Source organism: Sphingomonas suaedae (assembly GCF_007833215.1).
GTDB classification, from domain to species: Bacteria; Pseudomonadota; Alphaproteobacteria; order Sphingomonadales; family Sphingomonadaceae; genus Sphingomonas; species Sphingomonas suaedae.
Window position 1 is genome coordinate 2,832,498 of sequence record NZ_CP042239.1, and the last position, 14,026, is coordinate 2,846,523.

Below are 14,026 nucleotides of genomic sequence, written 5' to 3' on the forward strand. Positions count from 1 at the left end.
GGGGCGCTATCTCCGGCTAGATGCCATAAGCCGCCGATCGCCATGCGGGCCGATGGCAAAGACATGATCGTCTTCGCTGTTGTCGATCAGCACGCCACCGGGCGACCTGTAGGGGCCAACGGATCGATAGGTCACGCGCGGTCTCTACAGGGTCTCGGCGGGTGCTCGATCCTGACACCACTGCGTCCGGTTCAAGGCCAGCGATTCAGCGGCCGCAGCACAGAGGCCGCCCAATGGAGTGCATCTCGATCCTGATCCGCACATTCTTAACGCGGCCGATAGATCCGCTCGGTCGCCAAACGCCGCCAGCGCTGCGCGTTTCTCATGCCACAGGAAATCTCAGTGGCGAGCCAGCAACTCCGCAACCGCCCTTGCATGTCGCAAAAGCAGCCTTGAGTTGGTCCGACCGCTCTCTCAGAGCCGTTCGCTCCGAGAGAGCGGGTGGGGACCTAAGCGGTCCTACAACTGTGCATAAGGTTTGCATGGCGCGCTATCAGATCGGGCAGTCTGTCCCAGCCGGAAATGTCATATCCATGGCGTTGGAGCCACGCTGAATCGTAGATCGTCTCGCGATAACGCTCTCCGCCATCGCAGCCGATTACCGCAATTGCGCCGCTTTCCCCCTGGTCTTCTAGTTCCTGCGCAAGCAAAATCGCACCGACCATATTTGTGCCCGTCGATGGGCCGAAGGCGGCACCACTTTGCGCACGCAACCAATACGCAGCGGCAATCGAAGATGCATCGGGAACTGCGATCATCCGGTCGACGAGTGCCGGCAGGAAACCGCGCTCCACTCGGCCGCGACCGATCCCCTCGACAACGGGGCTTGTGCATCCGCGCACTGATCGATCCCCGGAAACATAGGCCTTGTAGAACGCGGAACCCGCCGGATCGACGACGCACATCCGGACTTCGGCAAGTTCAGGGCGATGGCGGATATAGCGGCCGATCGTTGCCGAGGTACCGCCGGTCCCCGCGCCGGTGACGACCCACCGTGGCACCGGATCGCCTATATCGATCAGTTGGCCGAAAAGGCTTTCGGCAATATTGTTCGCTCCGCGCCAGTCGGTTGCTTCGAGCGCATGGTCGAACTGGTTCATAAACCACCCGCCACGGCACTTCGCAAGCGCATCGGCCTCGGCGCAAACGTCGCCGCCATCCGGCACGAGCAGGATCTCTCCGCCTACTGCCCGGATGGCGGCAAGCTTTGCGGGGGCGGTCCGATCCGGCACCACTGCGACAAAGTGCAGGCCAAGCGCGCGGGCGAACCAGGCTTCCGAAATGGCGGTCGAGCCCGAAGACGCCTCGACGACAAGCGTATCTGACCCCACGTTGCCGCTACAGATCGCATGGGCAAACAGCGCATGGGCCAAGCGATGCTTTAGGCTGCCCGACGGGTGCGCACGTTCGTCCTTGAGGTAGAAGCGCACATTTGGAAATGCGGCCACCGTAAATTGTAGCAATGGGGTCTGGGCGGCGCGCATACGTTCTGCGGTGAGAAACGCGCACGCGCGCGCTACCCATGCCCGACGGGTTGCGCTGTCGATCATCGTTACAGCGTGCATGCCATTCTTTCGCCTGATTGATCATCCGAGTGCCAGCGAACGGTCTTCGTTCGCTTATCATTGGGAGGAATTTACCGCACCTCGAGGAGAAAATGTTACTTTTTTTACTATCGTTTATCTAATTGCGTAGAACAATAATATGCTGTTACGCTTAGATGATGGATAAAATAGACCGAAAGCTTCTCGCGTTGGTTCAGTTGGACGGTGCGTTGACCGTTGCGCAGCTGGCAGAAAAGGCTGGCATATCGACCACGCCAGTTTGGAAGCGCATGAGGCGGCTCGAGGAAGCCGGCGTCATCCGTGGCCGGGTAGCGCTGCTGGATCCTGCCAGATTGGGTCTGAAGTTGACGGGGTTCGTGCAGGTTCGAACGAACGATCACAGCGCAGAGTGGCTTGAAGAATTCGGTGCCGCAGTGCGATCAATTCCCGAGATCATCGAAGTGCATCGGATGGCCGGTGATATCGACTATTTGCTCAAGATCGTCGCCCCCGACATTGCCGGATATGATCGCATTTACAAGCAGTTGATCCGCCTCGCGCGGATTACCGATGTAAGCGCCGGCTTTTCAATGGAAATCGTCAAAGAGACCACGTCGCTTCCATTGGAATATGCCGAGTGAAACTGGTGGCGTCCGACGGCGCCGACGCCCGCAGCGCGCTTTCGAGCGCTTCTGCCTATCGGGGCAGTCCGACGGTTCGACCGAATCCCGAGCCAGTGGCAGACGCCGCTCGGATAGAGCTCATCGCAGCGCTGACCACGCGCTTTCGTGCACCGATGCTTCAATATTTCCGCCGTCGCTTGCGGCTTGCAGAGGATGCGGAAGAGCTTACCCAGGATCTCTTTGTCCGCCTGCTCCGCCGCAGAAATTTGGACGACATCGATAATATCGAGGTCTTCCTGTATGTCTCTGCTGCAAACCTTCTGAAGGACTATTATCGCGCATTGTCGCGGCGGGGCCAGGCGCAATCCATTGATGACATCGAACTTCCTAGTCCCGACAAGGATCCCTCACAGCAGGCGATGCATCAAGGCGAGATCGATACGTTGCTGGATGCCGTTCAAGCGCTGCCGCCGAAGTGCAAGATTGCCTTCGTGATGCATCGCTTTGACGAAGTACCGCACAGGGAGATAGCCCGCCGAATGGGGATTACCGTGTCGATGGTTGAAAAGCATATTGCCACTGCCATGCAGCATCTCAGGAAGCGGCTCAATGACAGCGCGCAATGACTAGATTCCTGTCTCAACTGACTGGAGACGTGCACGAGGACGCATCCTTCTGGTACGCTCGATTGACGTCAGACGTAAAGTCGGTCGAGGACGATGCTGCCTTTGATCGCTGGCTTGCCGCTTCGCCCGATCATGTTCGCGCTTATGACGAGGTCTGCGGTCTGGCGACGCGCTTGGACGCGATCGCCGATACGCCCCGGCTGGCCGAAATTGTTCTCGAGACGCGTCGCTTTCGTACAGCGTCGCATCGCTTACTGGCGCCAATGCGAATCACGCGCCGCCCTGCTGCTGTGGCGCTCGCGGTGGCGCTCATGGGAATTCTTACATTTGCGGCCGTCGATACCCACCTCTTTCACGACCCAGCCGAAACCGAGGCTTGGAAGGTGGCTTCCGGAGCGCGACGCCACATTGTCCTTAGCGACGGTTCGCGGCTTGTCCTGGGGTCTGACTCACAACTCAAGATGCGTTTCACCGCCGGGGAGCGCAACCTCATGCTGGAGCATGGGCAGCTTTTCATAGAGGTGGCGCATGATCCTCGCCGAAAGCTGACGGTAACCGCCAACGGCGACACCGTGACCGCAGTCGGAACAGCATTCGATGTGCGGGCGCATAACGACGCGACGACAGTAACGCTGATGCGCGGCAGCGTGGTGGTCGCCGGGCGTGGGCGATCGAAGCCGATCAGGTTGAAGCCTGGACAACAGTTCAAGAGCTCACCGGGGTCACTGTTGATTAATAGCGTGGACGCGGATGCGACGACTTCATGGCGAACCGGATTGCTCCAGTTCGACGCACAGCGGCTGGGCGACATCGTGACACAGTTCAATCACAATGCGGCGCATAGCATCCGCCTAGCCGATCCGCGCCTCGCCGGCCTTCGGGTGTCGGGCGTTTTCCGCGCCAACGATCCCAGTGGTTTTGCCGCCGCGCTGGAGCCGGCCTACCCCATCACCATTGAACGGATGGGGTCCGGCGATCTGGTTCTTCACTACCGCGAGATCGAGACGGCGGTCGCGCGCGAATAGCCACGCGACCTGCGGAAACTCAGTGCCATGGCGTCCTGTGCTTGCAGAAGGCAGCACATTGGTGGGAGCAACCGGCCTTGAGACATCCAGACAGGTACGCGCTATGACGGGAACAGGCATCCCAGCGTGTCGAAAGTTTCCGGCGCGTAGCGATAGCAATCGTATGGTGTTGCTATCGCTGCTCGCGCTGGGCCTTTGTTCGGGTGCGTTTGTTCGGCACACGCTCAGCCCGTTGCAGGAAAGCCTGCAACTCGACCTTATCCTGAGCGACGGCCAGATCGCAGTGCTGCAGGGGCCTGCGCTCGCAATCCCGCTCGCGATCGGGGCAATTCCGCTGGGCCTGATCGCCGACCGCTATTCCCGCAGGCGGCTTGTCCTGCTCGCTACACTCCTCAACCTTGCGGCGACCTTGCTGACAGCGGCTGCCACTGATTTCATGACTCTTATCGTTGCGCGCGGCATGGCCGGGCTTGGCATCGCGGGGCTGTTCGTCGCGGCCTTTTCGATGATCAGCGACCTGTTCTCACCCACCGAACGGGGAAGGGCGACAACGGTGCTGTCAGTCGGGGAAGTGGCAGGCGCGCCTGCTGCGTTCGCACTGGGCGGTGCGCTGCTGGCGATGACGGGGCCGGCATCTGAGTCCTGGCGTGAGGCGGTGCTGTGGATGGCCATACCGTTGGCGTGCTTCAGCACCGCCGCCTTTCTGCTTCGTGAGCCGCCAAGGGTCGGGACGGAAACGGTGCGCCCTGGCCTTGCCGAAGCATGGCCGACGCTTTGGCGCTGTCGCGCGATCGTGTTTCCATTGTTGTTCGCACGCATCATGATCTTTCTTGCGGATGGCGCGGCCGTCATCTGGACGGCGCCTGTCCTTTCGCGTAAATTTGACCTTCCCCCGGACCAGATTGGCGGAATGATCGCCGCCGCTCTGTTGTTCAGCGGCGTTGCGGGCCCTTTGATCGGCGGCGCGCTGGCCGACTATTGCCAGAAACACGGCGGATCCCGCCGTGCCATGGTTGCGATGGGGATGATCTCGCTGCTGAGCATCCCGCCGGCGTTTTTTGCCGTTTTTCCGTCGCCGATGCTGGTCGGAATCGGCCTTGGTGTCTTTTTGACGCTTGGCTTCATGTGCGGAACATTGGCGATGGCGCTGACGCTCGTGGCGGTGCCCGGGGAGGTTCGAGGTACGTTCGTCGCGCTCACCGTTACGGTGGGCTCGCTCACGGCCGTCGGTCTCGCCCCGATGATCATCAGCACGCTGTCGGGCGTGCTCGGTGGGCCGGCCGCACTTGGCAGCGCGCTAGCCCTGGTTGGCAGCGTCATGAGTTGTGCCGCTGCCATCATCTTCATGCTGGCGAGCCGCACCTTCCCCAGCGAAACCGGTGACGTGGGCTGACGAGGCGGTCTGCGCCCCGACCGCGCCGACTTGCAGGCTGACATTTTCTTGTCCGTTGACCTGCGGGTTTCGAAGGATCTGGCGTCCTATCCAGCGCCATCGAAACGAATGGGGGGGGACATATGAGTTGGACTAAGCCAAGAGTGACCATCGGTCTGGCTGCGGGCGTCGCCGCACTTTCGCTCGTTGCCGGCGCATCGGCCCTGCATGCGCAACCCCTCCCGGCGGCAACAAAGTCGGTAAATATCAAGGCGCAGAACCTCAGTTCGGCCCTGTTGGCGCTCGCCCGGCAGACACGAACGCAGATTGTCTTCGATCCCGCCATCGTGCGGGGCCGGAAAGTGTCCAGGATCGAGGGCGCGATGTCGGCTGAACAGGCGCTGCGCCAGCTGCTCGCCGGAACCGGTTTGCATTTTCTGGCGACCGGCCCTGAACGCTTCACGGTCGTCGCCGCGACCAGGACGCGATCACCCCGGCCCCCAGAGCTCGCGCAGCCCGTCACACAGCGTGATCCCCCCGTCGGCGACCCGGCGATCGACACCATAGACAGCCTGCCGCTTGAAATTGTCGTCACCGCACGCAAGCGCACGGAAAACCTCATTGACGTTCCAGTGCCGGTGACGGCGCTTTCTGGCGACCAGTTGGCCGCGTCCAGCCAGGCCCGCCTCGAGAACTACTTTTCGTCGGTACCCGGACTGAATCTTACAAAAGGTGGCTCGGGCGATCAGGCGCAAGTGTCCATTCGGGGCATTTCGTCCGGCTTCAGCAATCCCAGTGTCGGAATCGTCATCGATGATATCCCGTTTGGTTCGTCCAGTTTCTGGGGCGGCGGCGCGCTCGTTCCGGATATCGATCCCGGCGACCTGGAGCGCGTCGAAATTTTGCGGGGTCCGCAAGGGACGCTTTATGGCTCAAGCTCGCTTGGCGGCCTGATAAAGTACGTGACGAAGGCACCGTCGACCCGCGCCTATGAAGCCCGGCTTGAAGCCGGCGTGCTGCATACCGAAGGTGGCCGCGAGCTCGGCTATAGCGGCCGCGCGTCGCTCAACGTTCCCGCCGGAGACACGCTGGCGTTTCGCGTCAGCGGGTTCGGCCGACACGAACCTGGCTATATCGACAATGTCGCCACCGGCCAGCGGGACGTAAACGCCGTCGATGCCTATGGCGGCCGAGTCAGCGCGCTGTGGCGCCCCAGCGACGATCTTAGCATCCGCATCGGCGCCTTCACACAGCACAGCACGCATGACGGTGCCTCGATCGTCAACACGACACTAGGAACGCTGCAACAGGCGCTCAAGGCCAATACCGGAGGATCCGATCTCGATTTCAGCGGCCTAAACGCGGTTGCGACGCTGCAACTGGGCTCTGCAGAGATCACGTCGTTGACCGGATATAGCCGATATCGCAATGATTCGACCGTCGATCTGGGGGTTAACGCCTTTCTTGGCCCGCTTAGCTATGCTGCGGACATTCGCACCGATAAATTCTCACAGGAATTGCGGCTGGCGCTACCGGTCAGCGCTGCGATCGATTGGCTGATCGGTGGCTTCTACACGGCCGAGGACACGCAATATCACGAGCTCGTCTCGCTTTACGACCCGGTCGCGCAGCGGCCCGTGGCAGATGGATATAATACGGTCTCGACCGGCAACTTTCATGAATATGCCGTCTTCTCCAACCTCACAGTGAAGTTGTCGGAGGTGTTCGATATCCAGTTCGGTGGCCGCTATGCGCGCTACGACCAGAGTTTCGGTCAGGTGTGGAACGGTTTGTTTATTCCGAGCCCACCCTTCATCCCGCCCCGTTCCACGCCGGAGGATGATGCGTTTACTTATCTGGTGACGCCTCGGCTCAGGCTGGCGACCGATCTCAATTTGTATGCTCGCTTTGCATCGGGCTATCGCGCAGGCGGGCCTAATTCCAGCCCGACGCCGACCTCATTGCCGACATTCAAGCCCGACAAGGCACGCAATTACGAGATTGGATTGAAGGGCCGCGGTTTTGGCGGCGCGATGTCCTATGACCTGTCAGTCTACTATATCGATTGGGACGACATCCAGCTTCAGACATTCAACCCGTCTGCGCAAACGACGGTCTATGTGAACGGTAACAGAGCGCGCAGCTGGGGGGTCGAATTCTCTGTGGAGGCAAGGCCGTGGACCGGCCTGACGGTAACAGCCTGGGGATCGTGGAACAGCGCCGAACTTACCGAGGAAATTCCTGTCAATATTCTGGCGATCGGATCGGCAGGCGACGCCTTGCCTTTTAGCCAAAATTTCTCCGGCTATGCATCTGCGGAGCAGGCGTTCCAGGTGGGTAATGGCATGGCGGTATTTTTCGGCGGGTCGGCCAGCTATATTGATCGTCGGCAAAACAACTTCCCGAACGGTCAGGTTACGGTGCGTCGGGCCCTGCCATCCTACACAAAAGTCGATCTGCGCGCCGGGCTGAGAGCCGACCGGTGGAAGTTGCAGGTCTATGCGGACAATGTGGGTGATTCTCGCGGTTGGCTGGCCATCAGTCCGTATAATTCGAGCGATATCCAGGCGATCCGGCCGCGGACGATCGGTGCGAGCATCGCTTACGACTTCTGAGTGCCCCCCGTAGTGCGCTTGCAACCCTCTGCGCACTCGCTTGGTCTGCCTGGTCGAAAGCAGGCGGGAATGATGAGGAGAGATGTCATTGGCTAAACCAACCGACCCAAAATCCTGGTCGATTTCGACCATAGTGGAGCCGGATGGTCCGGCGTGCTTCGCGTTCGCTGACAGCGACCTAGATGTCGCGGCGGCTTCGCCGGTCGAGCAACTGCTCGCAGCTGTCGGGTCTTGCTTCGGCCAATCGTGTATCGCGATGATGCGATATCACGCCTGGCCCGTTTTAGCCGTCGAGCTAGTCGTCAAAGGTCACAAGCCTGCCGGTCCGCTTATCGGCAAGGGGCTGGATACTCTGGAAATATTCGCGCATTTTTGCGGCGCGATAAGTGTAGAGCGCCAGCAACGCCTGCTGGCTGACGCGAAAAAAGTCTGCACCGTTACCAATTCACTTTCGTCCGCAATTATGATCACCGTCAAAACGGTCGAGACAGCGCCGGCGCTATGATCGTTACTTTCGGAATCACGCTGGTGATCATTGCGCTGATCATCATATGTGTCACATTATTGCGCATCTTGCTGCAGGCATCCGTCGCTCGCAAGCGGCGTTTGTCGGGTCCGCGGTACGTCGATGAACTCGCCTTCTGGAATGTTCGCGGCGTTCGCCAGGCGGTGCAAATCCGCGGCACTGATACTGGCAACCCCGTCTTGCTATATCTCCATGGCGGACCCGGTTGGCCAATGATGCCGCGGGCACATGAGTTTCAGCGCGCTTGGGAAACGATGTTCACCGTTGTGCAGTGGGACCAGCGGCTTGGCGGCAAGACGCTTGCGCAAAGCGGCATCGGGGAGGAAGCGCCCACAATCGATGGTTTTGTTGCGGATGGCCTCGATCTGGTCGCACAACTCCAGGCCCGGTTCCCAGGCGTGCCGATCATCCTGATGGGTCACTCATGGGGGACGGTGATGGGAATCGAGATGGTTCGGCGTGCGCCGGATTGCTTCGCCGCCTATGTCGCCATCGGCCAGGTTTCGAATTTCATGAAATCGGAGCGGTACGGATATGAGACCGTCCTGAAGGAGGCGAAGCGCCGAAACGCGAGAAAGATCGTTGAAGCACTTGCGGCCATTCCCGATTATGGTCAGGCCCCATTGGTGCCTGGCGAACTCGTCGCGGTCCGAAAGGCGTATGCCAAGCTGGGTTTCGCCAACCGCGCGGCAAGGCACGGGCTGCTCATCGACATGCTGCAGGGCGCGTTTAGATCCCCGGACTATCGCTGGCGCGACTTGACGGCTCTCGTCAATATGGCCGCCCAGACAAAAGCCTTCGGCATGTCACTCGCCGAGCTTCCGCAGTTCAGTGCGCGGACCGAGGGAACACGGATCAACTGTCCGATCATCATGGTCGGAGGCCAGTATGACCTGTTTACACCCACGCCGACGGCGCGTGCCTATTTCGATACGCTGGACGCGCCCCAAAAGGAATTCATCGAGGTTGATGACCTGGCCCATGGTGGGCCGCTCGAGAAGCCAGCGTTCTTTGAAGAACTGCTGCGGACCCGTGTCAGGCCGCTAGTCGACCACGTAGCGCGGGCGAAACAATCGCCTTCGCATTCCTGAATCTTTAATCGATAAAGGATTCTCATGGCCCGTTCCCATGAAGGCACCGATGCGCCGATATTCTTCGAAACGTACGCGCAATGCCGTGAGGCATTCCTGGCGACGGCAACACGCATCGGTGCGCAGGTTGAAGGCCATCTCCATCCCGATTGCCGGGGCCCGGATGGATCCGAATTGGCGATCGACATTGCCTTCTTCGGACCGCGAGACGCCCGGCGGCTGTTCGTGCTGTCGTCCGGAACGCATGGATGTGAGGGCTTTGCCGGGAGTGCGGTCCAACTGAATACGATGCGTCGGCTCGACGAACTTATGGGCGAAGCAGACGACACTGCCTTGCTGTTCGTCCATGGGGTAAACCCTTATGGCTGGGCGTATTTCAGTCGCACCAACGAGAATCAGGTCGATCTCAATCGCAATTTCATCGATTTCGGGGCGAAGCCTCCAGAGCATTCGCTTGCCCCCGACATTCAGCGCTTAAGCACGTATTCTACTGTGAAGGGCCCTGACCTGGAAAAAATCATAGCCGGGTTCAGTGAATTAGCCGAGATCCACGGGCTCGAGGCAGCCGCAGACGCACTGCAATGCGGTCAGTATTTCCAGACTGACGGTGTTGGATTCGGCGGGCTTGGCGAACAATGGTCCAACGTCACGATGCGATCGATATGGTCGAAATATCTGGGCGGCAGGGACAAGATCGGTTGGATCGACCTGCACACTGGCCTCGGTCGATATGGTGAGCCGGTCATTCTGAATTTCGATCCCCCAGGCACCACCGCGCACAACATCGTGCTTTCATGGTGGGGCGAGGCGGCGCTGGCTGCGTCGAACGCCGCGTTCCGCAGCGGGGCGCGGCCAAATTATTCTGGCCTGCTGTTGCAGGCTGCGCAGGACACAGCGTTGACGTTCGGCAGTGTTCTAGCCGGCGCCGTGATCGAGTTCGGCACCTTTGCGCCGATCGAAGCCGCCAAATCACTTTGGATCGACCGTTGGCTCCGCAACCTTCCCGACGGTGCGGAAACCAACAGCGTCGAAAGGTTGCGCGCCGAAGCGCTGCGCTTTTTCTATCCGAACGAAATCGAATGGAACCACAAAGTCCTGGAAAACGGGTGGCGCATCATTGCACCCGCTTTCAGAGAATTCGCGCGGTAGATGATCGCCTCCAGCATTCGTGCGGCAGGATGCGATGGATACAGTGGGGGCGCTACACCTGCGGCGATACCGGTCCGATTTTCACAATGAACTCCATCTGGCGCAGGCCGGGCATAATGTGACCCTTGTCCAGGACGCAGGCATCACTGGATGTCTATCACGCCCGCCGGCCCAACGCCCCGAACATGCCCGTGCTGATGATGGACCGGATCACACGTGGCAGAATCTTTGGCCGCGGCTCGCCAATGACAGCCCGTCAAGGGAGCGGTCGCATCGCCCGTGCCGCAAGCAGTCGCCGGTACGGCCCAGACCTTGCCGACCTGAACGGCAGGCTACGCCACATCCCACATCTCGACCGACGCAATTCGCGGACCGTGTCGGCCCAGGCATTCGGGCAGGCCTGGAAGCTCGACTAAGCAGGGCAAAGCCGCCGCTCCAAAATGCGCGAGCAAGTGCGTTTGACGCGTATGACTTATCCGATTAATAATGCGGTGGACACGCATCGGTATCGATGCGGCGAACAGGTGAGGAAATATCATGAGAAAGACGACGCGAGCGCTCGTTTCGGTATCACTGCTTCCGCTGGTCGCAGGGTTCGTGATTGCAGAAGCTGCCGCAGCGCCAGCGCAGCAGACCGCCGCGCAAACCGATGCGAGCGAGCCGCAGCCGGCTGACTCGGTAGAGGAAATCGTGATCACGGGCACGATTCGTCGCAGCCTGGAGGCGGCCGCCGAGATCAAGCGGGAATCACCGCGCGTCGTTGACTCGATCGTTGCCGAGGAAATCGGCAAATTCCCCGACCCGACCACCGCCGCCGCGCTGCAGCGTGTGCCCGGCGTACAGGTGACGGTTGGCGCCAACAACGAGATCACCGGCGTGGTCATCCGCGGCCTGGGCGACATCCTGACCACGCTCGACGGGCGTGAGTTCTTCTCGACCACCGACCGGTCGTTCTCGTTCCAGGATCTGCCAGCCGAAGCGCTGGCGCGAGTCGATGTCATCAAGTCGCAAACTGCGGACATCATCGAGGGCGGGATCGCGGGCGTAACCGATCTTCAGCTGAACAAGCCGTTCAAGTTCAACGACCCTGCGATCGTCGTCACCGTGCGCGGAAACTATGCGACCAACGTCGACAAGCTTAATCCGCAGCTGGGATTGCTCGTCACTGATCGCTGGGATACCGGCGTCGGCGAGATCGGCGCCCTGCTGAACGTGTCGTGGAGCCACACCGACTACAACCGCCCCTATCTCTATGCACCGGTCCGCCGGTCGACCGCGATCGCGCCGTTCAACCTGCCGGGCTTTGCCTCGCAGAACGTCGCGGGCGGCCTCAACGAATATGGCTGGTACGAACGGCCCCAGGCCAATGCGGCGCTGCAGTGGCAGGCGACGCCCGAGCTCGAAGTCTATGTCGATGGTCTCTATGCCGGCTATCGCGCCAAGCAACAGTCGGCGTTCGTCGAGGCGCAGTTGTTCAATGCGGGAACAACGATTTCGAACGTTGTGGCAAACGACAATTGCTTCCGCGCGCGGGTCAATCCCGCCGGATTCAATCCGACGCCGCAGCAAATCAACCCGCAGCCGACAGAAACCAATCCCAATCCGGTGCCAATGTTCGAGTTGCAGCACCTGTGCGAGATCGACAGCGCGACCTATGGCAATACCACGTCGTTCGTCAGCACGCAGGCGCGCGACCAGCAGACCGACAATTACCTGATCGGCGGCGGGTTCATCTTCGAACGGGGACCGGGCCGTGTGAAGTTCGACCTCGCCTATCAGGAATCGACCTTCACCAACAATGTCGTCATCGTCGACATCGGCAAGCGGCTCGCGCAGGTGCAGGTGCAGAGCAATGTCGATCTCAATGCGCAATATGAGTTCGTCGGCAATCCGCTGAACGATCCGACGGATTTCCGGCTGCGCAACGGCCTCAACCAGAACTTCAATCGCCAGGAAGGATCGCTGTTCCAGGCGCGGATGGACAGCGAGTTCGATGTCGGCGGCTTCATTCCCAAGCTGCAGTTCGGCCTGCGCTTCGCCGATCGCAGCGCGGTGTCGAACCAGGCACTCGTTAACCGCGCGGCGCCAGGCGGCGATTCGGTCACGTTGCTCAGCTCGCTGGACCTGCCGGCGGACTTTCTGGTCGAAGTGCCCGGCATTCCACGGCTGAACGGCGGCGCGCCAAGGCTGTCGCCCAATCCCGATTATCTGCGATCGGCAGCGGGCCGCGACCGGCTTCGCGCGATCTATGGCGTCGCTCTGGGTGACCCGGCTTTCCAGCCGGAGCGCCGTTTCGATGCGAAGGAGCGCACCTTCGCCGGCTATATTCAGGCGAATTACGAGTTCGAACTGGGCGGCCCGGTGGTGCTCGACGGCACCGTCGGCGTTCGACCGACGCTGACCGATCGGCAGATCGCCGGTGCCGGCGTTATCAGTAACGTCGTTACGCCGGTCGTGGCGAAGACCTCTGATGTCGACGTGCTGCCCAATGCAAGCGCACGGCTTCAGTTGGGCGGCGGGCTTCAGGTGCGAGCGACCTATTCCAAGGCCATCCGCCGTCCTGGTTTTGGTGCGCTCAATCCGGGCCTGAACTACATAGTCGCGACCAATCCGAACGTTCAGAATTCGGGTTCGGCAGGCAATCCCGACCTGCGTCCGCAAAAGTCGGAAAGCTTCGACGCGACGGTCGAATATTATTGGCGGACGGGCTTTGTCGCGGTGGCCGGCTATTATCGCGATATTACCGACCGCGTGATCAGCTCGCCTACGCTGGAGGAAATCGACGGCATCGGATACAATATCACCCGTCCGCGCAACGTCGGCCAGGCAACGCTCAAGGGCGTTGAGGTCAGCGGCCAGGCATTTTTCGACTTCCTGCCAGGCGCGCTGTCCGGATTTGGCGTGTCCGGCAACTTCACCTATGCCGACTCTGAAGTTGGCGGCGGGGATTCGCTGGCCGGGCTGCCGCTTCAGGGCGTCAGCAAGTACAACTTCAACGCTGGCCTGATCTATGAGAAATTCGGCTTGTCGGGTCGTGTCATCTATACCCATCGCTCGCGCTATTTCGATCAGGAGACCACCGGTCTTAACTTGGTGCGGCCGGTCAGCGACGAGCAGCTTGCGACCGACGCGACGCCGGTCAACCTCAACTATGTGCGACCGGGTGGGCGGCTCGATTTCGGCCTCGGCTATGAATTGAACAAGAATTTGCGCGTCGACGTCGGCGGCACAAACATCTTGGGCAATAAGTATCGCAGCTATTTTGACCCGACGGGGTTCACGCGCGACATCCGGTTTGACGACACGATTTACACCGTCGGCATCCGCGCGCGCATCTGATCCAATATGTGTCCCCGGCGCTGGCGCTTGATAAGCGTCGGCGCCGGGCGCTTCCAAGCCCGTGGCGCTCGGAACGAGCGCCCCGGACCACAACGCGGCACTCAGGCGCGACCTTT

The 14,026-nt window shown here is 60.6% G+C and carries 10 protein-coding genes; 9 read left to right on the top strand and 1 reads right to left on the bottom strand.

All coding sequences use genetic code 11. The features are described 5' to 3' along the window. Positions 1-449: 449 nt before the first annotated feature. Positions 450-1,550, bottom strand: a complete 1,101-nt coding sequence (locus FPZ54_RS13405; protein WP_145849838.1) for a PLP-dependent cysteine synthase family protein — start codon at positions 1,548-1,550, stop codon at positions 450-452. Between the two features lie 170 nt (positions 1,551-1,720). Here FPZ54_RS13405 and FPZ54_RS13410 point away from each other — a divergent pair, with 170 nt between their 5' ends. From FPZ54_RS13410 to FPZ54_RS13450, 9 genes are all read left to right on the top strand, one after another. Beyond that, complete coding sequence (locus tag FPZ54_RS13410) at positions 1,721-2,185, top strand: Lrp/AsnC family transcriptional regulator (protein WP_222428306.1); 465 nt, start codon at positions 1,721-1,723, stop codon at positions 2,183-2,185. Then, on the top strand, positions 2,182-2,793 hold the full coding sequence (locus tag FPZ54_RS13415; RefSeq protein WP_145847977.1) for an RNA polymerase sigma factor: 612 nt from the start codon (positions 2,182-2,184) through the stop codon (positions 2,791-2,793). Before FPZ54_RS13410 ends, FPZ54_RS13415 begins: the two co-directional genes overlap by 4 nt. Further along, complete coding sequence (locus FPZ54_RS13420; protein ID WP_145847980.1) at positions 2,790-3,818, top strand: FecR family protein; 1,029 nt, start codon at positions 2,790-2,792, stop codon at positions 3,816-3,818. The genes FPZ54_RS13415 and FPZ54_RS13420 overlap by 4 nt, the downstream gene beginning before the upstream one ends. A gap of 163 nt (positions 3,819-3,981) precedes the next feature. Then, positions 3,982-5,211 (top strand): MFS transporter, encoded by a 1,230-nt coding sequence (locus tag FPZ54_RS13425; RefSeq protein WP_186456767.1) that lies wholly within the window; start codon positions 3,982-3,984, stop codon positions 5,209-5,211. A 122-nt stretch (positions 5,212-5,333) separates the two neighbouring features. Then, a complete protein-coding gene (locus FPZ54_RS13430; RefSeq protein WP_145847984.1) occupies positions 5,334-7,805 on the top strand; it encodes a TonB-dependent receptor in 2,472 nt (823 codons plus the stop codon). Positions 7,806-7,893: 88 nt separating this feature from the next. After that, positions 7,894-8,310 (top strand): OsmC family protein, encoded by a 417-nt coding sequence (locus tag FPZ54_RS13435; protein ID WP_186456768.1) that lies wholly within the window; start codon positions 7,894-7,896, stop codon positions 8,308-8,310. Beyond that, positions 8,307-9,422 (top strand): alpha/beta fold hydrolase, encoded by a 1,116-nt coding sequence (locus FPZ54_RS13440; RefSeq protein WP_145847988.1) that lies wholly within the window; start codon positions 8,307-8,309, stop codon positions 9,420-9,422. Before FPZ54_RS13435 ends, FPZ54_RS13440 begins: the two co-directional genes overlap by 4 nt. Positions 9,423-9,446: 24 nt before the next feature. Further along, complete coding sequence (locus FPZ54_RS13445) at positions 9,447-10,571, top strand: DUF2817 domain-containing protein (protein ID WP_145847989.1); 1,125 nt, start codon at positions 9,447-9,449, stop codon at positions 10,569-10,571. Between the two features lie 537 nt (positions 10,572-11,108). Next, positions 11,109-13,910: a TonB-dependent receptor gene (locus FPZ54_RS13450; RefSeq protein WP_145847991.1), complete on the top strand. Its 2,802-nt coding sequence runs from the start codon at positions 11,109-11,111 to the stop codon at positions 13,908-13,910. Positions 13,911-14,026 lie beyond the last annotated feature (116 nt).